Origin of the sequence: Treponema socranskii subsp. buccale (assembly GCF_024181585.1) — a bacterium.
Lineage (GTDB): Bacteria > Spirochaetota > Spirochaetia > Treponematales > Treponemataceae > Treponema_D > Treponema_D buccale.
Window position 1 is genome coordinate 1,769,718 of the sequence record NZ_CP054258.1, and the last position, 25,760, is coordinate 1,795,477.

At 50.2% G+C, this 25,760-nt stretch carries 20 protein-coding genes; 10 read left to right on the top strand and 10 right to left on the bottom strand.

Annotated elements, in window-relative coordinates:
- Window position 1 precedes the first annotated feature (1 nt).
- The 4 genes from HRI97_RS08060 to HRI97_RS08075 are packed head-to-tail and all read left to right on the top strand — an operon-like array spanning window position 2 to window position 5,249.
- Complete coding sequence (locus HRI97_RS08060) at window positions 2–889, top strand: hypothetical protein (protein ID WP_253724977.1); 888 nt, start codon at window positions 2–4, stop codon at window positions 887–889.
- Window positions 852–2,372 (top strand): 6-hydroxymethylpterin diphosphokinase MptE-like protein, encoded by a 1,521-nt coding sequence (locus HRI97_RS08065; protein ID WP_253724978.1) that lies wholly within the window; start codon window positions 852–854, stop codon window positions 2,370–2,372. The genes HRI97_RS08060 and HRI97_RS08065 overlap by 38 nt, the downstream gene beginning before the upstream one ends.
- Window positions 2,369–3,967 carry a 6-hydroxymethylpterin diphosphokinase MptE-like protein gene (locus HRI97_RS08070; protein ID WP_253724979.1) on the top strand — a complete coding sequence of 533 codons (1,599 nt, stop codon included), beginning with the start codon at window positions 2,369–2,371 and terminating at the stop codon, window positions 3,965–3,967. Before HRI97_RS08065 ends, HRI97_RS08070 begins: the two co-directional genes overlap by 4 nt.
- Window positions 3,957–5,249 (top strand): nucleotidyl cyclase domain-containing protein, encoded by a 1,293-nt coding sequence (locus HRI97_RS08075; protein WP_253724980.1) that lies wholly within the window; start codon window positions 3,957–3,959, stop codon window positions 5,247–5,249. Before HRI97_RS08070 ends, HRI97_RS08075 begins: the two co-directional genes overlap by 11 nt.
- Window positions 5,250–5,293: 44 nt before the next feature.
- Here the strand turns inward: HRI97_RS08075 and HRI97_RS08080 are convergent, their stop codons facing one another.
- Genes HRI97_RS08080 through HRI97_RS08095 form a run of 4 tightly spaced genes read right to left on the bottom strand, consistent with a single transcriptional unit; the run spans window position 5,294 to window position 10,745 of the window.
- Window positions 5,294–7,450 (bottom strand): ATP-dependent helicase, encoded by a 2,157-nt coding sequence (locus tag HRI97_RS08080; RefSeq protein WP_253724981.1) that lies wholly within the window; start codon window positions 7,448–7,450, stop codon window positions 5,294–5,296.
- Window positions 7,447–8,967, bottom strand: a complete 1,521-nt coding sequence (gene rimO / locus HRI97_RS08085; protein ID WP_253724982.1) for a 30S ribosomal protein S12 methylthiotransferase RimO — start codon at window positions 8,965–8,967, stop codon at window positions 7,447–7,449. Before rimO ends, HRI97_RS08080 begins: the two co-directional genes overlap by 4 nt.
- Complete coding sequence (locus HRI97_RS08090) at window positions 8,954–10,045, bottom strand: helix-turn-helix domain-containing protein (RefSeq protein WP_253724983.1); 1,092 nt, start codon at window positions 10,043–10,045, stop codon at window positions 8,954–8,956. The genes rimO and HRI97_RS08090 overlap by 14 nt, the downstream gene beginning before the upstream one ends.
- A gap of 13 nt (window positions 10,046–10,058) precedes the next feature.
- Window positions 10,059–10,745, bottom strand: a complete 687-nt coding sequence (locus HRI97_RS08095) for a LolA family protein (protein ID WP_180486552.1) — start codon at window positions 10,743–10,745, stop codon at window positions 10,059–10,061.
- A gap of 515 nt (window positions 10,746–11,260) precedes the next feature.
- Here HRI97_RS08095 and rpsD point away from each other — a divergent pair.
- Window positions 11,261–11,875 (top strand): 30S ribosomal protein S4, encoded by a 615-nt coding sequence (gene rpsD / locus HRI97_RS08100; protein WP_180486553.1) that lies wholly within the window; start codon window positions 11,261–11,263, stop codon window positions 11,873–11,875.
- 163 nt (window positions 11,876–12,038) lie between these two features.
- On the opposite strand, the gene HRI97_RS08105 is transcribed toward rpsD, so the two are convergent.
- The 6 genes from HRI97_RS08105 to HRI97_RS08130 form a co-directional block, all read right to left on the bottom strand.
- Window positions 12,039–12,974, bottom strand: a complete 936-nt coding sequence (locus tag HRI97_RS08105; RefSeq protein WP_253724984.1) for an AEC family transporter — start codon at window positions 12,972–12,974, stop codon at window positions 12,039–12,041.
- 197 nt (window positions 12,975–13,171) lie between these two features.
- Window positions 13,172–14,056 carry a 3-hydroxy-5-phosphonooxypentane-2,4-dione thiolase gene (lsrF, locus tag HRI97_RS08110; RefSeq protein WP_253724985.1) on the bottom strand — a complete coding sequence of 295 codons (885 nt, stop codon included), beginning with the start codon at window positions 14,054–14,056 and terminating at the stop codon, window positions 13,172–13,174.
- 149 nt (window positions 14,057–14,205) lie between these two features.
- Entirely contained in the window at window positions 14,206–15,282 is a 1,077-nt protein-coding gene (locus tag HRI97_RS08115; RefSeq protein WP_180486556.1) for a substrate-binding domain-containing protein, read from the bottom strand.
- Window positions 15,283–15,358: 76 nt separating this feature from the next.
- A complete protein-coding gene (locus tag HRI97_RS08120) occupies window positions 15,359–16,360 on the bottom strand; it encodes an ABC transporter permease (protein WP_253724986.1) in 1,002 nt (333 codons plus the stop codon).
- A gap of 5 nt (window positions 16,361–16,365) precedes the next feature.
- Window positions 16,366–17,370, bottom strand: coding sequence for an ABC transporter permease (locus tag HRI97_RS08125; RefSeq protein WP_253724987.1), 1,005 nt, complete (start codon window positions 17,368–17,370; stop codon window positions 16,366–16,368).
- Window positions 17,371–18,867: a sugar ABC transporter ATP-binding protein gene (locus tag HRI97_RS08130; protein ID WP_253724988.1), complete on the bottom strand. Its 1,497-nt coding sequence runs from the start codon at window positions 18,865–18,867 to the stop codon at window positions 17,371–17,373.
- 292 nt (window positions 18,868–19,159) lie between these two features.
- On the opposite strand from HRI97_RS08130, the gene HRI97_RS08135 reads away from it, so the two are divergent.
- The 5 genes from HRI97_RS08135 to HRI97_RS08155 all read left to right on the top strand — a co-directional run bounded on the left by HRI97_RS08135 (window position 19,160) and on the right by HRI97_RS08155 (window position 25,671).
- A complete protein-coding gene (locus tag HRI97_RS08135; RefSeq protein ID WP_253724989.1) occupies window positions 19,160–20,086 on the top strand; it encodes a sugar-binding transcriptional regulator in 927 nt (308 codons plus the stop codon).
- A 68-nt stretch (window positions 20,087–20,154) separates the two neighbouring features.
- The gene (gene lsrK / locus HRI97_RS08140) at window positions 20,155–21,729 is read left to right on the top strand and encodes an autoinducer-2 kinase (protein WP_253724990.1); all 1,575 of its coding nucleotides are present in this window, start codon (window positions 20,155–20,157) and stop codon (window positions 21,727–21,729) included.
- A 305-nt stretch (window positions 21,730–22,034) separates the two neighbouring features.
- Window positions 22,035–22,388, top strand: a complete 354-nt coding sequence (locus HRI97_RS08145; protein WP_180486562.1) for a cupin domain-containing protein — start codon at window positions 22,035–22,037, stop codon at window positions 22,386–22,388.
- A 46-nt stretch (window positions 22,389–22,434) separates the two neighbouring features.
- Window positions 22,435–24,210 carry a hypothetical protein gene (locus HRI97_RS08150; RefSeq protein WP_253724991.1) on the top strand — a complete coding sequence of 592 codons (1,776 nt, stop codon included), beginning with the start codon at window positions 22,435–22,437 and terminating at the stop codon, window positions 24,208–24,210.
- A gap of 342 nt (window positions 24,211–24,552) precedes the next feature.
- Window positions 24,553–25,671, top strand: a complete 1,119-nt coding sequence (locus HRI97_RS08155; protein ID WP_253724992.1) for a CobW family GTP-binding protein — start codon at window positions 24,553–24,555, stop codon at window positions 25,669–25,671.
- Window positions 25,672–25,760: the final 89 nt, after the last annotated feature.

Here is a 25,760-nt window from a genome sequence, read left to right on the forward strand (position 1 = left end):
CATGGGTTTGCTCAACCGCGTATCGGGCGGACAGTCGAAAAAGGCTTCGGGACTTTTGTCCCGTGCCGCTCCCCGTATGCAAACCCCCTCTTACGTTTCCTTTTCGGATCTGTGCCGTGATTTCGGTATTTTGCACGGATCGCTTTTTGAAATAACGGACGGCTCTTTTGCCGCAAGCGCATGCACCGGTCTCGACGCTCAAAGCATCGCGCTTTCCGTTTCATCTCCCGATTTTTGGAACGGAACGATAGGAGTCGATACATCGATAAAAACTTTTTCAAACCCGCTCGGTAACCTTGCGGCATTTTACCAGCTCTTTTCCCCGCGCACAAAAGAACGTCTCTCCTCCGTCCATTTTTTTCGTCTTTCATCCGATGCCGTTTTTATGAAAGCCGATTTTATCGGTGAAAACTCTTCTCCTCCGTCCGAAACGATAAAAATCGCCCTTGAAGAATTTATTAAAAACCGCGGACACGGCGGCCGCTTAAAAAACGGCAATGCAATTTTTTCAGGCGCATCTTGTTTTCCGAACGATAACAGCGCGCTGTTCTTTTTGCTTTCGACGAAAATCGCGATAAACCGCACGCTCGTTTCGGTTTCGTCGAAAAGCGATGCCGTCAAAGAGAGACTGTTCAATGTTATCTGCGGCGAAATATCCGATATGCTTGCACATTCGTTCGCCGCTCCGAATATGTGCGTACAAGGAAAAAACGGAGAGCTGCATATCGTCCTTTTTTCTCACGACGATTTCGACGAAGCCGTTTTGCAGTTTCACATAAGCCGTTTTCTCTCTCCCTTCCTTTCCGACGCCGCCGCTGCTCTCATGCTCATCAAAGCCGGAAGCGCGCGCAATGCGGAAGAAATCGAACGCTTTGCCGTCGAAGGTTAATTTGGGTATTTGTTTTTTTACGGCAAAAAACGGCAGCATTTCGTGCAGCGCAAACGGCACATCCCTTCATTCATCATACGACCCTGAAAAAGAAGGCGAGCGATTTGCCGCATCCCTCGGCGCATCTTTTTATCCCGAATATATAATCGTAACCGAACCGGCATTATCCTATTGCGAAACTTTTCTCCGTAAGCGATTTCCGTCCGCAAGGCTGTGCGCCGTCCGCTACAGTGAAGATTTTTCCGAATCGGATAAACGATGGGATATCGTATTCAATGCGGCAAAAAAAGAGGACGAGCTTTCGGAAAATCTTTTTGCCTCTCTCGGCGAAGAAGGTTTATGCAACTCGCTCTTTGCATCATGGCATCCTTCCGCACGCGCATTTCCCCGAAAAGACGAAGCCGTTTGGCGGGAAATAAAAAATGCCGTCGATAAGGGACGCGACGTCCTTTTTACACGGAGCGCTTTTTCTTCGCGCTGGATACTGAACGCATTTTTTATCTGCAAACACATCGAACGGGTAAAGACCCTTATAAAAGGAAATGCTCCCCTCGTCGTCGCAGCTTCGGGACCGAGCCTTACGAACGCGCTTCCCCTCCTCGCCCGCTTTCGAAAATATTATTTTCTCATTGCCGTCTCTTCGGCTCTTTCGGTTTTGAACGCACACGACATTGTCCCCGACCTCTGCTTTTCAACCGACGGAGGATTTTATGCAAAGGCGCACTTGACTCGGCTCGCTTTCGTTTCGGGCATACCGCTTGCGCTCGCAGAAGAAGCGGCCTGCGGCGGAACTATTTTATCACAAAACGATATCGTTCCCCTTTCATACGGCGACGGCTTCGCGTCAAAACTTTTTAAATCCTGCGGTATTCCCTCAGTAAAAATCGAAAGAAACGGTACGGTAAGCGGAAGCGCGCTTTCCTTTGCAAAAGCGATAACGGACGGTCCGATTTTTTTCTGCGGTCTCGATCTGGCGCCCGCCCCCGGCTTACAGCACGCCGAACCGAACGAACTCGACCTCCGCGCGGAAATTTTTGACGTAAAAACATTTCCCAAAGAAACGAGAGCTTCGATTTCGCGCTTTACATCCGGCGCGCTCAGGCTTTACCGGAAATGGTTTCAAGCGCTTCCCGAAAAGAAAACCCGAAACGTCTACCGTCTCGCGCACGAATACCGTTTTTCAAATACGCTCGGCGCAATCGGCGACGTCGATTTCGATTTTTTCGAAAAATCGCTTTCACCGAACGGAACATTGCCGCGCATCGCGGATGAAGCGCTTGCACAAAAAAAAGACGTACAAAAATCCGCCCTCGACTTTGCAAAGCGCCACGGGCGAAGCGACGAATGGCTTCACGAATTTTTTCCTGCGGAATATATTTCATGGAAGCGGGAAACGGACGGCGAAGAAAAAGGGCGCAAAGCGAAAACGCTTGAAAAAAAAAGCGATGAACTTTTAAAAAAAATTGAGAGGCTCCTTTCATGACATCGCTTTTTTCGTCGATTATACCGGCAAAAAACGGAAGTCCGGTTCCGCTTTTTCAAAACGGAAAAAGCATGCACTCCCGCTACGATCCCGAAAAAGAAGCCGAACAATATGCCGCGCGTATGGATGAAGCGGGCTTTTTTATCGTCGCGGGTGCGGGAGGCGGCTACTTTATCCGCGCGCTCAAAAAACGATTTCCCCGCTCCTTTATTCTCGCTGCGGAAAATTCTCAAAGCGATATCGATTTTCTGATGAAGATTCCCGTTTTTAATAATTTATCCGGCGACGAAACCGTCCGTATCGTTCCGACGGAAAAAATTTCCGACACGATACTCCGGTTTTATGTGCCTGCTTTTTACGGCTCTTTTTCGATAATCGAAACGCCCGCGTGGGCAAGCGAAAATAAAATCGGCATCGAAGCGTTTCGAATGCAGACGACGAGCGCGGCACGGGCGATTGCCGCAGATTATTCGGCGCAAGCGCACTTCGGAAAAATCTGGCAGCGTAATATCATGGCGAACTTGGCTCAGATCGGCGCACAATCCGCTCCGGCACGCAGCGTGCAGAACGATACGTCGTTTGCCGCGCCCGGCGGAAAAACGGCTTTGATCGCGGCTGCCGGTCCTTCCCTCGACACTGCCGTTTCGCTCATTGAAAAAAAAAGAGATGAGCTTTACATCATTGCGACGGATACCGCTTACAAAAGTTTTACAGAACGCGGCATACTATGCGACGCCGTCGTATCGATCGACGGACAGCTTTTATCGGCACAGCATTTTTTTTCGGACGTGCGAACGGAAGGTACGCTTTTTATTTTCGACTTATGCGCAAACCCGAGCGCGATCCGTTTTATTAAAAAATCGGGAGGAAAAATCGCGTTCGTTCAAACCGGACACCCGCTTTCGTTTTACGCATCGCTCTTTTCGGAACGTAAAACCGGTACGGCATTTCCGTTCATCCGTACGGGTGCGGGAACGGTAACGATTGCCGCTCTCGACTTTGCGCTGAAAGCGGGATTTTCGAAAATCGAAGTGTGCGGCGCGGACTTTTCGTATTCGGAAAAACCGTACATGAAAGGCACCTATTTCGACGCGCTGTACAATTCGTTTTCCTGCCGCACGGAGCCTATGGAAACGGCGTTCGACGCGCTTATGTTCCGCACCGAACTTTTTCAAAACGGAAAACGGCGTACGAGCGCAACGCTCGACGCATACCGCAAAACGTTCGAATCCGTCCTTTTCGAAACGTGTACCGATATCGACTCCGACGGCTTTTTATATCGCGCAGTTTCCGAAAAAGTCTATCCGCCGCTTCGCTTTTGCCCCTCTTTCGATATGCCGTCGTTTATTTCCTTTTTCAAAAAAGATTTTTCAGATTGCGAAAAAAAACTCTCGTATCCCGATTTTTCTCCGGTAATCGCTTCGTTTTTTCCCGCAGTCGCTTCGCTTCGAAAAAATAAAAACTTCAGCGGAGAGCATCGCGGCATCGACATTTCGGCGCGGTTAAAAAATGAAAATTCACGCGCTGTATTTCCCGAACTTTTGAAACTTGCATACGCCGAGATTCTGAGATATACTCGACACTATGAAACGTAAAAGCATTACCGTCTATTCGATCGTCATCGTCTCCGTGTTTGCCGCGGTGATTATCTTTCTTTTCTATAAACTCGGCTGTGAATACGCAACGGGAAGAGAACGTACCGGACGCGAATTCGACAGGTTGGCATCTTCGGCACGAAACGCACTTTTACGCTACGACGCTTCGTCGCCCGACTTCCGAGACGCATTTTCGAAAGCGTGCGGCAATTACGGCGACTACGCCTTTATCATATTAAAAAGCGCATCGAAGATTATATTCGTATACCCCGAAAACGCCGAAAGTTCGGCAATACGCCCTTCCCGACTTTCGGAAATACATTCGAGCAGTTTCCGAACGGGAGGAGACACGTACATTCTCACCGCATCGATGTACCTGATCCGCCCTTCTTCCGTTTTTTATTATGCGCGCTTTTCATTCGTCGTTATCCTTGCACTTACCGTCCTCACTTTGATCCTAATACTTTATCTTGAGTTTGCAAATTCCAAATATTCCGTTTCGTCACCTGCAGATGCCATCGAAGAAAAAACCGGCGCGGCGTTTTCCGAAACGACAGCTGAAAATACGGATCTCCCCTTTGAAGACGATTTGCCCTTCGACGGCAAATTTTCTTCCGACGGCAATACCGTACCGCAGAGCGAAACTCAAAGCGATACCGAAAAAAGCGTACAAAAAATATCTTACGGAGAATTTGAAAACGACGTACGGGATATCGAAAGCGAATACGTTCCGCCCGAAACGCCTTTTTGGGAAAATGAAGGCGAAATGCAAAACGATATTACGGACAAGTTTTCGCCGCTGACCGGCTTCCATTCGGAACAAAACCTTGAAGAGAAACTCGATCGAGAATTGGTACGGGCGGCTTCTTCCGAACAGGACGTATCGCTTTTTATAGTCCGCATTCCGAATCTTTCGTTTGCTTCAAACGCATCGAAAAGAATATGCGCGTACCTTTTCGAACGCTTTCAATCGAATGATATGCTTTTCGAATACATGAACGACGGTTTTGCCATAATCAAAATCAATACGAACGTTGACGGAGCGCTTGAAATCGCATCTTCGCTGCGCGAAGATATTATTAAAATTATTAAGGGCGAAAACATGGAGCCCAAGTGTGCCGTCGGCATTTCATCCCGATCGATGCGAATGCTTCCCGGAAAGCGACTTATTCAGGAAGCACGCGAAGCGCTCGAAAATGCGGAGGCCGACGAAACTTCTCCGATCGTCGCATTCAGAGCGGACGCCGACAAATACCGTAAATTTATCGCCGAAAACGATTAGAGGGTTTTCCGAAAACCGAATTTTTCAAAGATGCCGATTACGGATCAATCGCGCACAAGCATCAAAGAATGCGATTGATATTCGGGCATAAAACGTTTTTTTGCACCGCTTTCAAATTGAACCGCAATAACGAATTCTCCGTCGTCGCTCGTATCCGACGAAACGATTTGTCCGTACCCCCAGTCGTCGTGATAAACTCGGCAGCCCCGCTTCCATTTTTCCGAAAGCCCGTTTGCCGCTTCAGAGCGGCCGCTTTGCAGATCAGATTTTTGCGGCCTTTCTCCAATTACACGAAACGCGCTTTCCGCCTCTTCGAGAAAAACGCTCGGCTCCATAAACTCCGTACGCCCGTACAGGCGGCGGCGGGCACAGGAGGTAACATAGAGTTCGTTTTGCGCCCGCGTTACGCCGACGTAAAAAAGGCGGCGTTCTTCTTCGAGTTCGCTTCCCGTTTTATCGCCACGCGGAAAGATACCGTTTTCCAATCCCGTGATGACTACCCGCGGAAACTCAAGCCCCTTCGTGTTGTGCAGCGTGATGAGCGTTACGGCATCTCCCTTTCCGTCATCGCCCGTTTCGAGCGAACGGTCGAGCGTGATCGAATCGAGAAACTGCAAAAGCCCGTCTTTCGTACACGCATACAGCGACGCGCTGTTCATGAGTTCCTGCATATTCGCCGCGCGCTGCGTACCCGATATTTCATCCTGCGTACGGTGATATTCGAGCAGGCCCGACGCGTCGAGTATTTTTCCAACAAAGTGCGAAAGCCGCTCGGCTTCCGAAAACGATTTAATAATGCCGTCGTACGCACCGCAAAACTCGCGGATGCCTTCTTTCGCTTTTTTCCCGGCATCATCAGCGCAGGCTTTTGCCGCTTCTACAAAACCGATCGATTTTTCGCGGGCGTATGAAACGATCGCCTCCTGCGTTTTTTCTCCCACACCGCGCGAAGGTTTATTGACTATTCTGCGAAATGCGATTTCGTCGCGCTCGTTCGCGGCAAGCGATAAAAATGCGAGCGTGTCTTTAATTTCTTCCCGCTCGTAGAATTTCAAAGAACCGACGACGGCGTAGGGTATCCGCCGGCGTAAAAATTCGTTTTCAAATCCGAGCGACTGCGCGTTCGTACGGTATAAAATCGCCCAATCGCCGTAAGGAGTCTCTTTTTCCGCATGCGCTTTTTCGATGAGCTCTGCGCAAAATTTCGCTTCCGCATCCTGATCGGGCAAATACACGAGCACGGGCGCCTTTCCCGCCCCTCGCTCGGCTTTAAGCGTTTTTCCGATGCGGTCTTCGTTGTTTTTTACGACGGCGTCCGCGGCGGCAAGAATTTTTCCCGTCGAGCGGTAATTGCGCACGAGTTTAATAATTTTCGTGCCGGGGAATTTTTTGCGGAACGTCAAAATGTTTTGTACTTCGGCACCGCGGAAACGGTAAATCGACTGGTCGTCGTCTCCGACGACACACACGTACGTACCGCTTCCTTCTGCCGTACCCGAAAGCGTCTGCAAAAGCTTAAACTGGGCGACGTTCGAATCCTGATATTCGTCGACCATGATGACGCGGAAACGGAAACGCATCTGCTCGCGCACGGCGAGATTTTCTTCCATCACCCGCACCGGCTTCATTATTAAATCGCCGAAATCGGCGTTTCCTGTTTCTGAAAGCCTTTGTTCATACGCGCGGTAGATCGCCGACAGCTCTCCTGTCGAATCGACGGCGGATAAATCGTCGTCCGGCGTAAGGCAGTAATCCTTTGCGAGCGAAATTCTATGTGCGGCGAGTTCTGCCTGCCGGCGCCTGAGCGACGGAACGGCTTTCATCACGAGAGTGGCTGCATCGTCGTCGTCGTACACGGTAAACGAGGGAGAAAGATTTGCGATAGCGGCATAGCGGCGCAAAAACCACGCGCCGAACGAGTGAAACGTGCGTATTTCCGCAAAGCGCGCTCTGTCGTCGAGGGCGATCGCGCGCGAGCGCATTTCGTTCGCGGCTTTTTTCGTAAAGGTTACCGCGAGTATGGATTCGGGCGGGATTTTTTTTTCGGCGATGAGGTAGGCGATCTTTGTCGTGATGACGCGCGTCTTTCCGCTTCCGGCTCCTGCGAGAATCAAAAGCGGACCGGCCGAATGTTCGACCGCCTCTCGCTGTTCGGGGTTGAGCGTTTCCATGTACGAAAGATCCGTCCGCGCGTCGGTCATCGGCCCTCTCCCGCATCGTAAAAATCGCTCGCATATAAAAGCGGCGAAGAGACTGCCGTTCCGCCTGATGCGCGAGACCGTTTTTTATTTATTATTAAATTCGAGGCGAGACGAGAATCGATATCGACGCCGCTCACGCCGTCGGCAAAAACGCGCACGACGTTTCCGCATTGCACGGCGCTCCGTTCAGCCTCATCGTCCCTGTCGTAGCGGACGACGAACGAACCGTCGACGTCGGGCGCTTGGAACCATGCGCGTCCTATCGCAAGGCCTTCTTCGCCTGCGACGACTTCTTCTATGAGTACATCGTATTCTTTTCCGCACCGCAGCTTCAAACGGTCTTCGGTGATTTCGCTTTGGAGCGCTTCAAGCACACGCTTCCGCTCAAGCGCTGTCTTTTGAGGCACCCTGCCCTTCATAGCGTAGGAGGCCGTATCTTCTTCGCGGCTGTAGGTAAAGCAGCCCGACCAATCGCTTTGTATATCGGAAAGAAAGCGCTGCGTGGAGCGGAAAGCTTCCTCCGTCTCTCCCGGAAAGCCCGTCAAAAAAGTCGTCCTGATCGCCGCCGCGGGAAACGAAGATCGGATATCGCGCACGAGGCGCACGTATTCTTTTGCCGTACACTTCCGATTCATCGCTTTAATAATTTCGTCGTCGCCGGATTGAAACGGGATATCGAAATACGGAACGATGCGCGGATCCTTTTGCATGACGGGAAAGATATCGCGGTTGAAGTGATCGGGATGAATGTAGAGGAGGCGCACGATAAAGCGGCCTTTGACGGCGGAGATTTTTTTCAACAAACGGGCGAGCGCCGAAAGTTTTTCAGTACCTTCGTTGACGCCGTCTTCCCCTATGCACGGGAGCGGAAAGCGCCCCGTACCGAAAACATCGTCCCCGTCTCCCGTACCGTAGGCTGCCAAATCCTGTCCGATAAGATTGATTTCATATACGCCGAGCAAGAGCAGCGTTTTAATTTCATCGACGATATCGTCCGCGCTTCGGCTCCGCACCGAGCCGCGGATGATCGGAATCGCGCAAAAAGTACAGCGGTTGCTGCAGCCTTCCGTAATCTTTACGTATACGGAATTGCGATACGAAAGCAGCATCGTCCGTTTTCCGCACGATATGCCGCGCTGCTCCGCCGTGACGACGGGGCGCTTTCCCGCAAGAAGAGAGCGCACGACGGAATCGATTTTCGAAAGATCGCCGTTTCCGAAAATGCCGTCCGCTTCGGGAAGAGAATCTTTTAACACGTCCGCATAACGTTCGGCAAGGCATCCTGCAAGCAGCACTTTCGCATCGGGATAATTTTTTTTCGCGCGGAGAAGCGCATCGATCGATTCTTTTTTGGCGGGATTGATAAAACCGCACGAATTGACAATGATGATCTGTGCTTTCGACGCGTCGAATGTTTGCCGAAAACCGAGAGCGGTCAAACGCGAAATGATGATTTCACCGTCGACTTGATTTTTCGCACAGCCGTGTTCGTCGATAAAAAATTCAGTCAAGCTCAACGACCACCAATCTGTATTTGCCTTCCGAATCGCGCACCCATTTGATATCTTCGACGAGCACTTGCCCCGCTTTGCCGATTTCGAGATCGTAGTTTTTCGTATCGGCGATGACGGTAAATTTTACGGTATTGCCGTTCGACATCCACACGCGCACGCCGTTGTTCGCCGTCATCATAACGACGTCTCCGTTCGTAAAATAATTTTCATTCGAGCGCTTTCGATCGACCCTATAGCGGAATTCGCACGGGCCGCGAAAACTCACGTTGACCGTAAAGGGATAAGCGCGATTGTCTTCGAAAATGACGGACTGCGGATGTTTTTGCGGGGAGAGCGGATTTTGCGAAACGTCCTCTGCAGCGATTTCATCGATCGCAAGCGTATCGCTGTCGTGACGGCGCACGAGCATACGCACTTCCGCTCCGCGAGACGCATCGGTCGATGAGATATCGGAAACGTAGACGATGATATCGCCCTTTGCGTCTCCGTCGACATCGAGCTCCGCTTCTTCGGCCAAATCCGTGCGAAGCGTACCGACCGGCGTATCCAAGCCGAACGACGTAAGCGTATCGCTTACGGTAAGGATGATCTTCCCTTTTTCCGACGGATAGACGATTTTATCGCCGCGGAACAGCCGCTTTTCAAGCGGCTTATCGGTGAGTTCGTAGGTTTTCGATTCCATACCCCGGGCGACTACGACACTGCCGTTTTTATTCGTGTGAAAAAATTTGGAAATTATTAAAACGGAAGCGATACATACGACGACGAAAATGCCGACGCCGACGACGATCGGTATAAAAAAAGACGATTTGTGTTTGACAAAGAGACCGTCAGGAACGGGAGATTCCTGAATGGCTTTGCTTCGGTAGAGCGACATGACCGTGTCGGGACTTACGCCGAGGTATTCGGCGTAATTGCGCAAAAACCCCACCATATAGGGTTCGCCGGGAAACACGGATGTGTCTTCCTCTTCCAAACCCCTGATACATTCGACCGTTATCGACGTTTCGCGGGCAGCCGTATCTCTGTCGATATTTTTTTCTTCGCGCGAGCGTTTTAAAATCGTGCCGTAACTTTCCATAAGAACGCCCGCCTCATTCGGAGAGAAGAAAATTATTATACACGTTTGCCGATGAAGGCGGATCGTAGATAAAACGCTGATCGGGAATACCCTGATTCAATTTATAATCGGAAAAAGTAAACACGTATTCCGTGCCCTGCGGAGTCGTTGCGGAAATCCGTCTGATAAGTTTCGTCTCCGCGTTGACGGCGATTCTGATCGAACGGAACGCTTCGGTCGTATTGCGCCGGTCAAGTACGAGCTTTATAACCCGCTCGTCGGATGCATCGTCGAGCGCAACGGGATCCTGCCCCGTTTCGTATTTGATCGTGTAGTAGCGGCTCATAAGCGAAAGCCCCTGTGAAGTCGCAAGCGATGCGCCGCCCGCGCTCGAAGACTGCACCGGCTGCTGGAGTACGGCGGAAGAGCCGGGAAGATAGATCGTGAGAAGATCGCCGTTAAACAATACGACCTGCTCGGCGGGCTTCGAAAAATCGATGCGGAGCAAGTCGGGTCGTTTGAACGACACGCGGGCTTTCATCTGCCTGCTCCCCATGGATATATCCATATCCGCTTCGTAGTCGTGTATGGTCGCGTAAAAATCGGAAACGGTTTTAAAATAATCGCCGGCCGTCGTAATCGTCTGCGCAAAAACGGATGCACAAAAACATATCGAAAAAAACGCGGCCGAACAAAGAGAAGCGTATTTTTTATTTAACATAGATATATTTTAATCGAGATAAATCATAAGGTCAAGGCACGCGCGCTTGACAGCAGGGATTACGCATGAAAAATGTATACACAGAAAAGAGACATAATATAAAATAAAAAAGGCGGAACGCGAGGCAGCGGCAATGCCGCCGAGCCGCTCAGACCGATGGCAAGCGAACTTTTTGGTAAAAAAGTTCGCGCAGTCCGATTCCAATCACGGTCTGCCGCGGCGAACGGCAGGGCTGCTGCCGGGAGTGCAGCCGATTTTTTACGGTAATGGTTATTTTTTGAGGAATATAGATTCTCATGCGTAAGCCCTGGCTTGGCAGGCACGCGCGCTTGACAAAAAAAGCGCTTCAATACATAATAACGCACATTGTCGGAGTACGGCGTCAAAAAACGCGGCTACTTTTTTGTACGGCGACTCCCTGCTTTTTATGCAAATTCATTTCCTATAATTGCATAAAAACAACAACATCCTGCCGGAATCGGCACAATTGAATATCGCTAATTAAAGAGGTTAGTATGTCGGTAAAACACCCTAAGGGTAAAATAGTCAGAAGACTCGGTACCAATATTTTCGGCAATCCGAAATACAGTAAGCTGTTGACCAAACGGCCGAACGCTCCGGGCAAAGAACGCGGAGCAAAACAGCGCGGCAAAACATCCGTATACGGCGAACAGTTAAAAGAAAAACAAAAGTTCCGTCTCGCATACGGCATATCGGAAAGGCAGTTCAGAAATATGTTTGCGCGCGCGCAGCGTATGGAAGGCATCACCAGCGACAATATGCTTTCATTGCTGGAACAGCGCTTCGATAACACCGTTTTCAGAATGGGTTTTGCGGTAAGCCGTGCGCAGGCGCGGCAGATGGTTTCGCACTGCTATTTTTACGTCAACGGAAAACCGGCGAATGTCCCGTCCATGCGGATTAAAGCAAAAGACGTTATCACATCGAAAGAAAAAAAAGGTATCCAAAATCTTATCCGGCACAATCTGGTTACTTCGCAAGGCAATCGCGGAAGCTGGCTTACCGTCGACGAAGAAAAACTTTCGGCAACCGTTACGGCTCTCCCTGCAGCAGGCGATATCCAGCCGGTCGGCAATATTCAGTACGTTATAGAATTCTATTCCCGCTGATACATATCTTCCGACGAACGGCGTCCGTTCCGCGCTTTTGAAAAGCGGAAGCGGCAACAACGTCAAAACGTTCCGTATTTTTTCAAAATCGAAAAATGCGGAATGTTAAAACGAAACGCTGAAACAGCGCGTTTCGTTTTAACTTCGAGCTTTCAAAAAAAACTTACACGACAAAAGACGCAAGGGCGATATAGCCGAAAATCGTAATGAGCGTATAGAGCGCCAAATACGCGCTCAAAAAAGCGCTTTCATCTTTTCCGTTTACAAATACACCGTACGCATACGTCGGCGGCATGATAAAATACAGGACGGCACCGAAGCGATACAGCGGATCGGACGGGTACATCCGGCCGACAATATAATAGACGATACCGCCCATAAAAAGTGCAAAGACGAGCATACGCGCAAAAACGGTTTTCAGCGTATCGCTCCATTCGATATTCGAAAAGGCAAGGCCGTAACCTACCGTCATGATGATAACCGGTCCGACGGGAGCACCGACAAAGTGCAAAACGCCTTCGAAAATACTCCCTGCTCGCGTCGATGAAAGATACGGCCCGAAACCGCTTACGGAGCAGAGTATGCCTGCAAGGATCGCAATATTCACCGGAGTCGCAAGCGATTTTCCTAGTTCCGAAGCACGGAGCTTTCCTTTTGTGCGAAGCTGCAAAATCGTAATGATGACCGCCCACTGAGTAACGGCGCCTCCCGCATCGAAGAGCGCAAAGTGGTACAGCTCGCTTTGTCCGAAAAGCAACATAAAAAGCGCATAGCCTATCGAACCGCCCTCTATCGTCGCACACATAAACGGCGCAACGGGCGTTTTAATTTTTAAAAGAGCGCACATAAGGATTCCGAGACCGAAAGCCGCGAGGTTCATCAGCGCAAAGACGCCGAGCGTGAGCGCTTCTTTCCACGTAAAGCGCATATTGTAAAAGGCCGCAAAAAGCACTGCGGGAAGACATACTTTTACGATGAGCGATTTGATTTCTTCGACGCCGCCGTCGCTTAAAAATTTCGTCTTTCGCGCCCACATCCCTACAGCGATCATGACGATGACGGGAAGCGCGACTTCCGATATTCCTAAAAGTTTTTCCATAATAATTATCAATAACAATTATCAATTAAACACACATAAAAAGGGGCTGTCTCAAAAGTCGGTTACTTTTTCGACAGCCCGTCGAGTTTAAAATTAAGTCTTTGTATTGTAATGACTTAATTTTAAACATCGCATCTAAAATCAAGGAAGCTGTCCAAAAGCAGAAGTTTTTGGACAGCCCCTACAAAATCTTTCGCTTATTTTTTATTGATCTGTTCGGTATAGAATTCGAACGCTTCTTTGTCGGTGAATTTTTTGTGAACGATTTTTCCGATCGCATCGGCCATCGCAGCCGGATGCGCGCTCTGGAAAATATTTCGACCCATATCGAGTCCGCGAGCACCGTCCCGCATCGCGCGGTACGCCATTTCAAGCGCTTCTTTTTCGGGAAGCTTTTTACCGCCGGCAACGACGATCGGCACGGGACAGGCCGCGGCAATTTCGTCAAACTCTTCGCAATAATACGTCTTTACGATATTTGCGCCGAGTTCCGCAACGATACGCGTCGCGAGTTTAAAATATTTTCCCGTCCGCTCCATATTCTTTCCGACCGCAACGACACCGAGCGTCGGTATGCTGTAGCGCATCGCAGCGTTTATCGTCTTGGAAAGGTTGTCGATGCTTTCAAGCTGACCGTCGGCACCGATAAAGGTTTGAACGGCGACGCAGTCCGCGTTCATTCTGATCGCATCTTCGATATCGACCGCAACGACTTCGTGACTCAAATCTTCCTGCACCATGGACGAGCCGGAAGACACGCGGAGCGCGATCGCTTTTTTGCAATCCGGGCGTACGCAGGTACGCAGTGCGCCCCTCGTCGCCATGAGAACGTCGACGTGATTGTTGAGAAGCGGAATTAAAAGGTCGAGGCGTTCGAGACCCGAAACGGAACCCATAAAATAACCGTGGTCGAATGCGAACATCACGGTATTGCCGCTTTTGGGATTGAAAATATTCGACAAGTGTTTTTTCATACCCCAGTCGAGGTTTCCCGCTCCTTTTACATAAAAGGATCCGTCAACGGCAAAACGGACATCCGTGTGATAATTGTGAGCGACTTTCAAACCGTCTAAATCTGCCATACTGTATTCCTAAAATTATTAATATCGATAGCAATAACGGGCAAAGTTACCTCTGAAAACCGCAGTTTTCAGAACTTCCCCAAAATCGCCGAAAGCCGGCACACGAAACGAATCATGCGCCGGTTTTATTACGCGTTATAATTTCCTCATTAGAAATTATACTTGTCCATATTTTCTTTTGTAAATACGGCGCGCTCCGGAAGAAGCACGACACCGGAATCGCTTGCCGTGTAGGCTTTCGGATCGAGCACGGTGTTCGGTTCGACTTTTACGGTACCGATCGTCGGGATATCGATCGTATCGCCGACTTTCATGCTGTGGCCGGTCGCCGCCCAGTACGCGAGGTAGCAGGAAATCGCGCCTTGGATACCGCAGTCCCACAAACCCCAGCGGGTGAGGATGCCTGCGCGGCAGTAATCTTTAATCGCGTTCGGTGTCGCAAAGCCGGTGATCGTCACGTTCTTTTGATTGAGACCGAGGTTTTGCGCGGCCTGGCACTGTCCCGGAAGAGCGGTCGAATCGTTGCAGATGATCAAATCGATGTCTTTGTGCGCGGAAAGAACCGCTTCGCCGACGGTGATTGCGCGCTCGGCATCCTGATTCGAATAGTAATTGGCGGGAGCGACGTTGACCCATTTCGGATACTTTTGGCGGATGTATTTTTCGCCTGCTACGTGCCACGAGTTTTGATCCGTAACCGTCGCCTGCGAATAGTGCCAGCAGTATTTGATCGCATCCGAATCGGGGTTTTTGCCTCTTTCTTTCAAAGAAGCGACGCCCATGTCGACGAGCATTTTACCGAGGATATCGGGTGTGCCCTGACTCGTCATAAGAGAGCGTGCGTCGGGATTGGAATCGGAGTCCCACGTCATAACGGCGAGTCCGGCCTTGCGCGCGGCTTTCAGCGCCTGATCGACGCCGGCCGCATCGACGGTCGAAATCGAAATCGCGTCCGCACCCTGCTGAATCGCATTGTTGATGATATTGACCTGATTCGCAACCGCCGCATCGGGGCTGCCGTCATACTTTACGGTAAAGCCGACCTGCTTTGCGAGCTTTTGCGCGCCTTCGTTTGCCACTTCAAAAAAAGCGTTGCCGCTGATTTTCGGAATGAATACGACAACAACGTTTTTTTTCGAACCGTTACCGCCTTCGTTCGCTCCCGTGGCAAATGCCAAAGAGCCGACCAAAAGCGCCGCCAACATAATCGACAAAAGTTTTTTCATGATTACCTCCTGATATTTTCGTCGTCAGTCAGTTTTATTTATTAATAATTTTCCGAAAAGATTTATTTTCGAAAAATTATTTTCGCGCAGCAGTGAATTTTCCGGCAATGCGTTTCAGAGAAAAGCCCTGCGCGGAAAGACCTCGGGATGCGACAATGATGAGCAGCAGTATGCCGACGGGTATGTCGAGGTACTGCGTGTTCAATCCCGCCATGGATAAACCGAAGCGCATGATGCCGATGACGAGCGCCGACAGCGCCGTCCCTAAAATCGTGCCCGTGCCTCCGGTGATCGCCGTCCCGCCGAGTACGACAGCCGTAATGATCGGAAGCGTAAGCTCTTTGCCGAAATCGGCTTTCGCCGTACCGAGGTAGGACGTCAGCACGATACCCGCAATCGCGGCACCGATACCGGAAAGCGCGTATGTCGTCATCACGATAAACTTCGTATTGATGCCGGAAAATTCCGCGGCGTTCGGATTGATGCCGCAGAGGTACACATAGCGGCCGTACTTCGTGCGGTGCAGAATAAAATAGGCGATAAACGCGATCGCGATAAAGAGCAGTATCTGCGACGGAATGATGCCGAAAAAGCGGAACTGCGTAAAGGCCGTAAACGCGGCAGGAAAACCGCTGATGCCTTTATAGAGTTCGACTTTTGCAATGCGCGTGATCGAAATCGCCAAACCCGAATACAAAAACGAACCTCCGAGCGTGACAACCATGGGCGGGACCCGCGCATAGGCGATGATAAAGCCGCTCAAAAGACCGCACAGCGCACCTGCGACGACCGCAATGAGGCAGGCGACATACACGTTCACGCCGCTTTGAAAGATAACGCCGATGACGATCGACGTAAGCCCGACGATGGAACCGGCTTGAATATCCATACCGCCTGCGATGATGACCATCGTTACGAAAAGCGAAATGATGCATATCGAAATGAAATCGTTGATCGAACCGAGCAATACCATCGGGCGCAAAAAGCGCGGATTCAAGATGCCGAACAAAACGATTTCGCACGCGATGACGGCGATGAGCAGCAGTTCGTTTGTAAAAGTAAATCGTTTCTTTTCCATAAAAATTATCTGCTCCCCTCTTCCGCCGTCTTTGCCAAAAGCCGCGCTTTGCGCGCTTTTTCGATCGAATGATGTTCCAAAAGACCGTCTACCGTAACGATCGTTATAAGCAGGATGCCCGTAATCGTGCTGTCGTAATCGGAAGAAAATTTCAAAAATACGAGGATACGGTCGATCGACGCCATGATGATCGCTCCGATGGATGCGCCGAACAGAGAGCCGACGCCGCCCGAAAGGCTGATGCCGCCGAGCACGCAGGCCGCGATAGCTTTCATCTCGTAGCCGTTTCCGGCAATCGGCGTTACGAAACCGATGCGGCTCACATAGATGCATCCGGCAACCGATGCGAAAAGCGAACACAGCACGAACGCGCTTATCTTCGTCCGCTTTACCGGAATGCCGATGAGCTCGGCTCCTCCGACGTTGTCGCCGACCGCATAAAAATTGCGTCCTAAAGAAACGCGGCGCAAGAGCGCCGAACCTCCGATCGCAATCGCAAGCGTTATAAGATAAAACCACGTGATGCCGCCGAGCGTCGCCTGACTCAGCGCTTTATACGCAAACGGAACGTTTTCGACCCACTTGCCGCCGGTATACACATAGATGAGTCCGCGTACGATGCCGTTTACGCCGAGCGTCATAATAATGGAAGGAATGCCGAGGTAGACGAGTCCCCAGCCGTTTATAAGACCGCACACGATGCCGATAGCGACGGCGGCGAAAATCGCGAGCGCCCACGGAGCACCGTCTCGGATCAAGCTCGCGCTCACTGCGGAAGCAAGTCCCATAACCGCGCCGACCGACACGTCGATTTCACCAATGATCAACACGAATGCGATGCCGATCGACAACAAAGCGAACACGACGCTCGAATTGACCGTCTGCATAAGATTTCGCGCGGCAAGAAAATCGTGATTGACGATACCGACCAATAAAAACAGCACGATCACGACGATGAGCGAAGAAAGGCTTCTCATTTTGAAAAATCGATTAAAAGATATACGCCGCATTTATCCCACCTTTTCCGTTTCCACGCCGAACGATGCCGCCATAAGCGCATCTTCGTTGATTTCGTTTTTTGCAAATTCGTGATTGATCCTGCCGCGGTACATCGTGACGACGCGGTCGCTCATCGCGATGATCTCTTCCATATCCGAACTGATGAGCAAAATCGCGATGCCCGTTTTTTTCAGTTCGTTGATGATCGCGTACACGTCGCTTCTCGCACCCGCGTCCACGCCGCGAGTCGGTTCGTCGAGTATGACGAGGCGCGGATTCGTCGAAAAGCACCTGCCGATGATAACTTTTTGCTGATTGCCGCCGGAAAGGGATCCCATCTCCTGAGTATCTCCGGTCACTTTGATGTGAAAGCCTGAAATGTATTTTTCCGCAAGCGATTTTTCGTACGTCGTATTGATGAGGATCCGCTTTAAGCATGCAAGCCGCACCGGCGTGATATTGTTTCGCACCGTCGTCAATTTGAAGATGCCGTTTAAAAATCTGTCTTCGGGAAGATAGTTGATACCCTTTTCGATAATCCGCTTCGTCTTTAAGCCGGTGATGTCTTCGCCGTTCAAATACGCTTTTCCGCCGAGCACTTTGTCGCGTCCGTATACGGTCGTCGCAAGCTCCGTCTTTCCCGCGCCGACGACGCCCGTCATACCGAGCACTTCTCCCGAATACACGTCGAGATTTATATCGGAAAAACCGTAACCGCTAAAATTTTTCAAGGAAAGCACGAGTTCGCGCTTTGCAGGAGCGGCCGAAATATCTTCGACGTGCACTTTGCTCGCACTGTCCGGCGCAAGTCCTTTGAGCAGCATATCGTAGGTAAAATCCTTTACGTCGCCGTTCATCGTAATCGTACCGTCGATCAAAAGCGCGATGCGGTTCGCAATGACGAACACTTCGTTGAGCCGGTGCGTGATATAGATGACGCTGACCTTTTTTTTCTGCAGCTCTTTGATGATTTTAAAAAGCGAGTTCACTTCGTCGAACGTGAGCGAAGACGTCGGTTCGTCGAAAAACATAACGCGCGCGGATCGCATGAGACCGCGGAGAATTTCGACGAGCTGCTGTTCCGCAATGGAAAGCGTGCGCGCAGTGCGGTTGAAATCGAGCTTCCAGCCGAGCTGAGAAACGATTTCGGTGAGGCGTTCGTGCAGTTCGCTTTTATTGCCGGGGATTCCCATGACGACGTTTTCTTCGAGCGTCATATTCGGAAAAAGCATCGGCTCCTGCGGGATGAGGTAAACACCCGAAGCGAGAGAAGCCGACGGATTTCCGAAGTGCAGCGGTTTTCCGTCAACGAGTATTTCACCCGAATCGGGCTTTTTAATGCCCATAATCGTCTTTACGAGCGTGCTTTTTCCCGCACCGTTTCCCCCGATAAGCGCAAGCACGTCGCCGGGATACACGTCCAAGTCGATGCCTTTGAGCACGGCGTTGGAACCGAAAGATTTATAGATTTTCCGTACCGAAAGCATCGGAAAAGTCTGTCCGTCCATAATTCATTTCCTCTGTCAAATCATTTTAAATATAGAACTTTTGTTTTATCCAAAAACATTTTCTGTTCGTTCAGTATAAAACGGAAATTTCGATTTGTCAAATAAAAAGTATAAAATTCAGCGAAAAAATTTATATATTCGATACCGCTAAGCCGATATGCTGACAAAATACCGGTAAAATCGGCTGAAATTTATTACCGATATGCATATTTTTTTGTTGTGTTTTTTTAAATGTCGTGATATTATGTTCATAAAACGATATTTTGTTCGGATCAGGAGAAAAAGGGCGAAAATGACGGCCGACTGGGAAAAAGAGCTTATCGTGCGAAGTGCATGGTATTATTATATCAGAAAAAAGACGCAAAAAGAGATAGCCGATATGCTTTCCGTTTCCCGCATGCGCGTCATCCGCCTGCTCGAAAAAGCCGAACAGGAAAACGTCGTCCAAATCACGATCCACACGAACTTTCGCGGCAGACTCGAAGCGGAACAGGCGCTTATCGATTCGTACGCTCTCGCCGACGCCCTCGTCATTCCTTCCGATGAAATGTATACGTCGGCTTCGCTCAACGACGCGATCGCAAGAGCGGCGGCCATGTATATAAACGAACATTTTTCGGACAATCCGATTATCAATATCGGTTACGGAGATACGACCGGCCGCTTTATGAATTATTTTTCGCAGATTTCGAAAAAAAAGCCGACCTACGTATCGCTCACCGGAGGGGTCAGCATCTATTTGCTGAATACGCAGTCGTCGGCAGTCAACGCTTCCCTCTACCTCATCCCCGCCCCTCTTGCGGCATCGACGCCGGAAATGGTAGAAGCGATCAAAAAAGAAAGTGCCGTCATCGAAATAGCACGCATGCATACGACCGCAAGCTGTTCGGTTATCGGTATCGGCGGCGTAGACGACAACGCGACCGTCATCAAATCGGGAATCATACAAAAAAGCGATTTCGATTTTTTAAAAATGTGCGGCGCTGTCGGTGACGTACTCGCGCATTTTTTCAACGAAAACGGTAATTTTATCACGAGCGCCGCCGACGAACATTTGGTAACCTACCCGCCGGAATCGCTGAAAAAACTGCACAACGTCATCGCCGTTGCGGCGGGAAGCGCAAAACACGTCGCGATCAGAGCGGCGCTTCGGGCGCATTACCCCGACATCCTCATAACCGACGAGGATACCGCACGCTGGCTTGTAAAAAACATATAAAGGAAAATCTCTGAAAAATTCGGTTTTAGAGGTTCCGATATAAACCGACGACACGAGGAGGCACTGTTATGGATAAAAAGTATTTGATGGCCGTAGACGCCGGTACCGGAAGCGTCCGCGCCGTCATTTTCGACGTACACGGAAACCAGATCGAATGCGTGCAGGAAGAGTGGAAGCATCTCGAAGATCCGAAATATCCGGGCAGCATGAATTTCGATTGGGAAAAAAATTGGAATGCGGCAAAGCGCTGTATATCGGAAGCGATAAAAAAAGCGAAAATCGACAGCGGCGATATCGCAGCCGTTTCCACGACGTGTATGCGCGAGGGAATCATCCTCTACGATAAAAACGGAAAAGAACTGTGGGCTTGCGCAAACGTCGATGCTCGCAGTACGGCCGAAGTCGTCCAATTGAAAAAGATGTCGCCGACGCTCGAACACGAACTCTATCTCGAATCGGGACAAACGTATTCGCTGAGCGCCCTTCCGCGCATCCTTTGGGTTAAAAACAATCTCCCGGAGGTATACGAAAAAACCGCCGCCGTCGGTATGTTCAACGATTGGCTCATATACAAGATGAGCGGAACGCTTGCCGTAGAACCGAGCAACGGTTCCACGAGCGGACTCTTTTCACTTGCGACGAGAACGTGGGACAAAACGATAGCGGAACGCTGCGGCTTAAAAAGCGATATATTTCCCGAATCGAAAGAATGCGGCACGCTTGCCGCCCGCGTCAGCCGCGAAGGCGAAAAAGAAACGGGTCTCAAAGAAGGCACACCGCTCATCGTCGGCGGAGGCGACGCGCAGCTCGGCACGATCGGCGTCGGAGCGACGGAAGCGAACGATGCGGCGGTTTTCGGCGGAACATTTTGGCAATACGAATACAATACCGCAAGCGGAAAAATTGACGACCGCTGTGACATCCGCGTCAACTGTCACGCTCAGCCCTCGCTGTGGCAATACGAAGCGCTCGCATTTAAACCCGGCCTCTTTATGCGATGGTACCGCGACGGATTTTGTGCCGAAGAAAAAAAAGAAGCCGCTTCTCTCGGAAAAGACGTATACGCACTTATGGATGAACGCTCGGCAAAGATTCCCGCAGGTTCGCACGGCATGTTCTGCACTTTTACCGATGTTATGAATTTTTCCGCGTGGCGTCATGCCGCACCGACATTTACGAACTTCGATTTGGATGCCGACAAATTCAACAAATATACGTTTTACCGCTCCATTCTCGAAAGCACGGCCCTCGTCACTTACGGCCACATGCAGCTCGTCAAATCCGCGACGGGAAGCATGCCCTCCGTCGTCACCTTCGCGGGAGGCGCTTCGAAAAGCAGACTGTGGTCGCAGATCGTCTGCGATGCGCTCGGTCTTCCGCTCCGCATTCCCGCAGTAAAAGAAGCGACCGCGCTCGGCGCTGCAATGCTTGCGGCAACGGGAGTCGGCATATATGCGAACATCAAAGAAGCGGCGGATGCCATGGTAAAAATCGAAGCGACGCTCGAACCCGACATGGAAAATCATAAAACGTATATGGAAATGTATAAAACGTGGCGGAAGATATACGATGCCGAACTCGGCTTAAGCGATGCGGGCGTTACAAACTATATGTGGTCGGCTCCGGGTGTCGGCAAACATTGAGTTTTCGGAGGCGGTTATTATTAATTACTATTTAATATCGGCTGCGATGCTTGCGCATCGAAAAGTTTTTAAAGTTTTTATGGAGGATGATCAAAAGCGGCGTCTGAATTATCGCCGTCGCTTTTGACTTCGAGTTTGCGTGGATGTTTGCAGAAGGCGTGTATAGGTATCGTTTCGACAAAACCGAATGAATACGATACATCGTATTTTGCAAACTCGATTATTGAACGTGTGCGCGTTCGCGCACGACTAAAAACTTTTTCGAAAGTTAAAACTTTCTGCAAAAGTTTTTATGGAGGAATACAATGTTTATTGTGGATGAAAAAGACAAAGAGTATCGATTTAAGGACAGCGGTCCGAAATATCTGATGAAAGGCCCCCGCATGAATTTCGCAATCGTACAGTTTCAAGCGGGACAGGATTTTCAAGCGCACTATCATGACGTAATGGAAGAAAATTTCTATATACTTGAAGGTGAAGTCGATATCGTTGTCGACAACGTCGTACATCATTTGACAAAGGGGCAGTTTATCCACATCGAACCGAAGGAAGTTCACTATGTGATCAACCGTTCGAAAAGCGTCATGCGCATGGTTTCATCCCTTGCACCTTATCGGGAAAATGATAAAATAGAAGTCGATAATCCCGTACTCGACTGAGGATTTATAAACTGCAGTTTTCTGCAAAAGTTTTTATGGAGGTATTATGAATTTATTGAAGAAAAAAGGAATCCGTCTGCTGTTTGCAGCGGCATTCGTTACGGTACTTGCATCGTGTACGTCGATCCGCGTCGCCGAAGTAACCGACCGCGTCCGCATCATCCGTACGCAGGAAGATATGAACGCGCTCCTCGGTTTCAACGGAGGCTGGTCGGCAAACAGTAAAATCGGTTTTTTAAACGAAGATGTCCGCGAATGGAAAGCGGCCGATACGGGTTTGCCGTTTGACGGCGTCGTCATCGAACGCGGTGCGAATATCAAAGTATGCGTCCCGGGTAAAGTCGTATCTTACGGAGAAAAAACGCTTTTCGTTCCGGCAGGAAAATTTATTAAAGTCAAATCGGGAGCAAAACTGCAGATCTGGAGCGGCAAAACATTGTATGATTTCGATACGTTCCACTTTATCGTCGGCGGCACGGGTACAAACAATCCCGAAGTGTCGCAAAAAGTGGACAGCACGGCGGCGGTAAGCGTTCTGAACGATTCTTTCAAACACGCGATCGACATCGATAAGGGCGGCACGCTCATACTCGGTTCGAACAGTGCAAAGGCAAACGACTCGGCGGTTCTCTGGCTCGCAGACGGGAGGTCTATCGGAGCCGACGGAAATCCGAGTCCCTATGCGGGGTCCATCCGCATAGACGGCAATCTTCAAGTAGTATGCGGCGCAGGTGCGGGCGTTGCTAAAATCCGCACGGTACGAAATCTCAGAGGCGCAGGTTCGACGCTGACGGGGAGCGGCAGACTGTACATCCGCGGACTGAATAAAATTCACGGCAACGCGATCTTCGCGATCAACGAATTCGACCGCGGAGAATATTCGGACGGTATGGATTGGATCGACGAACCGTATATCAAACTGGGTACCATCGAAATCGTCGCGGACGGAATCGAAGGCATCTACAATCCCGACGGTACCGTCGACGGAAGCCCGGGATACAGGAACAATGCAACGGCGGGCTTTTACTATGTCGCACCGAGCGGTACGATCGACGTCGATCACATGATCGTAAAATGCAATAACAAAGGTACAACGGCGGATGCAACCGTCGCGTTGGCAAATTTCAATACGGAGCGCGGCATACTCGGCGGCAAAGTTACAGAGACCGGACCGAAAGCCCGGCTCGGAGATGTGTACGTCTACAATGCTGCGGAAAAAGATAAGGACGGTCCGCTTTCTGCGATATACACCGTGCAGGGCGTTTTCGATGCGACCGTAGACGGAAAAGTAAAAGTCGAATGTCCGAACGGAGGAGCGGCGGCAATCGTCGCAACCGGACACGACAGATGGACGGGTGCGGAAAAAACGATTTCTCGAATGGGTTCGGTCGAAGTGACGTCCAAAGGGAAAAACGCCTTTTTCCAAAGCGCGGCCTTTGACGGATTCGGCACTTATGTAAAAGGCGACGTAACGGTCAGCGGCCGCAACGACGGAAAGATCGCTCCGTTTATCGGCGCGGTTCCGCCCGGACCGGATATGGGAAAAGGCGGCAAAAGCGGAGTCGCCCCCGAAGCCGAAGATGTACGCAACGAACAGTTCGTCGTTCAAGGCGGCATCGTCGATATAGGCGGGAAAGTTTCGGTCGTAAATACGGACAAAAATTTCTATACGCTCGTAAGCAATGAAAAAGGCTCGACGACAACGGTCGGTTCGCTTTTTATTAACGGAACGCCTCTCGGAGCAAGCGAAAACGCGGTAACGCTCGGAATGAACGGACAATCGCGTTTTGTAAACGAAGGCACGTTTACAATTAAAAAATAAATCCCGCATTTTAAGGAATGTTTAAAAGCGCCGCTCAAATAGCGCGGCGCTTTTAACTTCGAGTTTTTTTGAAAACTCGCCTATATACGTGTGCGCCGCTTGAAACTTCGCGCTTACGCGCTCGTTGCGAGGCTCGCGCACTAATGCGGCATTTTCGGAAGTTGACACTTCCTGCAATCCCGCATTTTAAGGAATGTTTTTTTTAAGCCAGGCGGCCGCGCATCATGCGCGTGCGGAACGCTACACAGACGGCACAAGGCCGGATAGATGAACGACACTGCACAAGGCCGCATTTGTCATTTTTTCGTTTTTTCATTATATTATAGCGATAAGGATATCATCATGGAAAAAAAATTGACACCGATTACGCTCCTGTGCGGATACCTCGGAGCGGGAAAAACGACGCTTTTAAATAACGTTCTGACGAATCAAAAAGGCTATAAAGTCGCCGTCATCGTAAACGATATAGGAGAAGTAAACGTCGACGCGAAACTCATCGCCGACGGCGCGAAGATCACCGACACGAGCAGCATCGTTCCGCTTACAAACGGCTGTATCTGCTGTACGCTCAAAACGCAGCTCGCGCAAAACATCGAAAATCTTATTAAAACGGGCAAATACGATTACATCATGATCGAAGCGAGCGGCGTGTGCGAACCCATGCCGATCGCGCAGGAACTCGAAACGATTTCAAACGGCAAACTCGACAATGTCGTCGGCGTCGTGGACGCGAAGCGCCTCGTCGACGAATTTTCAGGCGGAGATGCGCTGCTCAAAGAAAAGGAAGAAGACGATATAGAATCGCTGCTCGTCCAGCAGATCGAATTCTGCTCGACATTATTAATTAATAAAATCGATTTGGTGAGCGAAGCCGAATTGAAAAAAGTCCGCGCCGTCATCAATACGATCCATCCGAACGTAAAGATCATCGAAACGCAAAACGGCAAAGTACCGGTCGAAGACATCATGGGCACGGGATCGTTCGATTTTGAAAAAGTATACGGAAGCGCCGGCTGGTGCCGCGCGATCGAAGAAGAGGAAGAAGAAGGCGAACACCATCACAAAGAAGAAGGCGACAGCGGCAGCGACGAAGACGAATACGGCATCAGCACGTTCATCTACACGAGGCGAAAACCTTTCGACCGCGTAAAGCTCGACTCATACGCGAACCGCTGGCCGAAAAACATTATCCGCTGTAAAGGCGTCATGTGGTTTAAAGACGAACCCGATATGGCGTGGGTGTTCGAAACGAGCGGCCGCCAAATCCAAGCGGGGTATTCGGGCGCATGGCTCGCCTCGTGTCCGAAAGCCGAACAGGAAAGAGTTCTCGCAGAAAATCCGCAGATGAAAAAAGATTGGGATGCGAAAGTCGGCGACCGAATGATAAAGCTTTGCATTATCGGGCAGGATTTGGATAAAGAAAAAATCTCGAAAGAGCTCGACGAAGTTCTTGCCGATTAAAAAAAGCAAGTTTTCGCTCATCGGCACAGATCGCCGATGAGCAACCGATTTTAGGGCGGTGCCTTTTGCAAGTCTGCCGCCCATTTGCG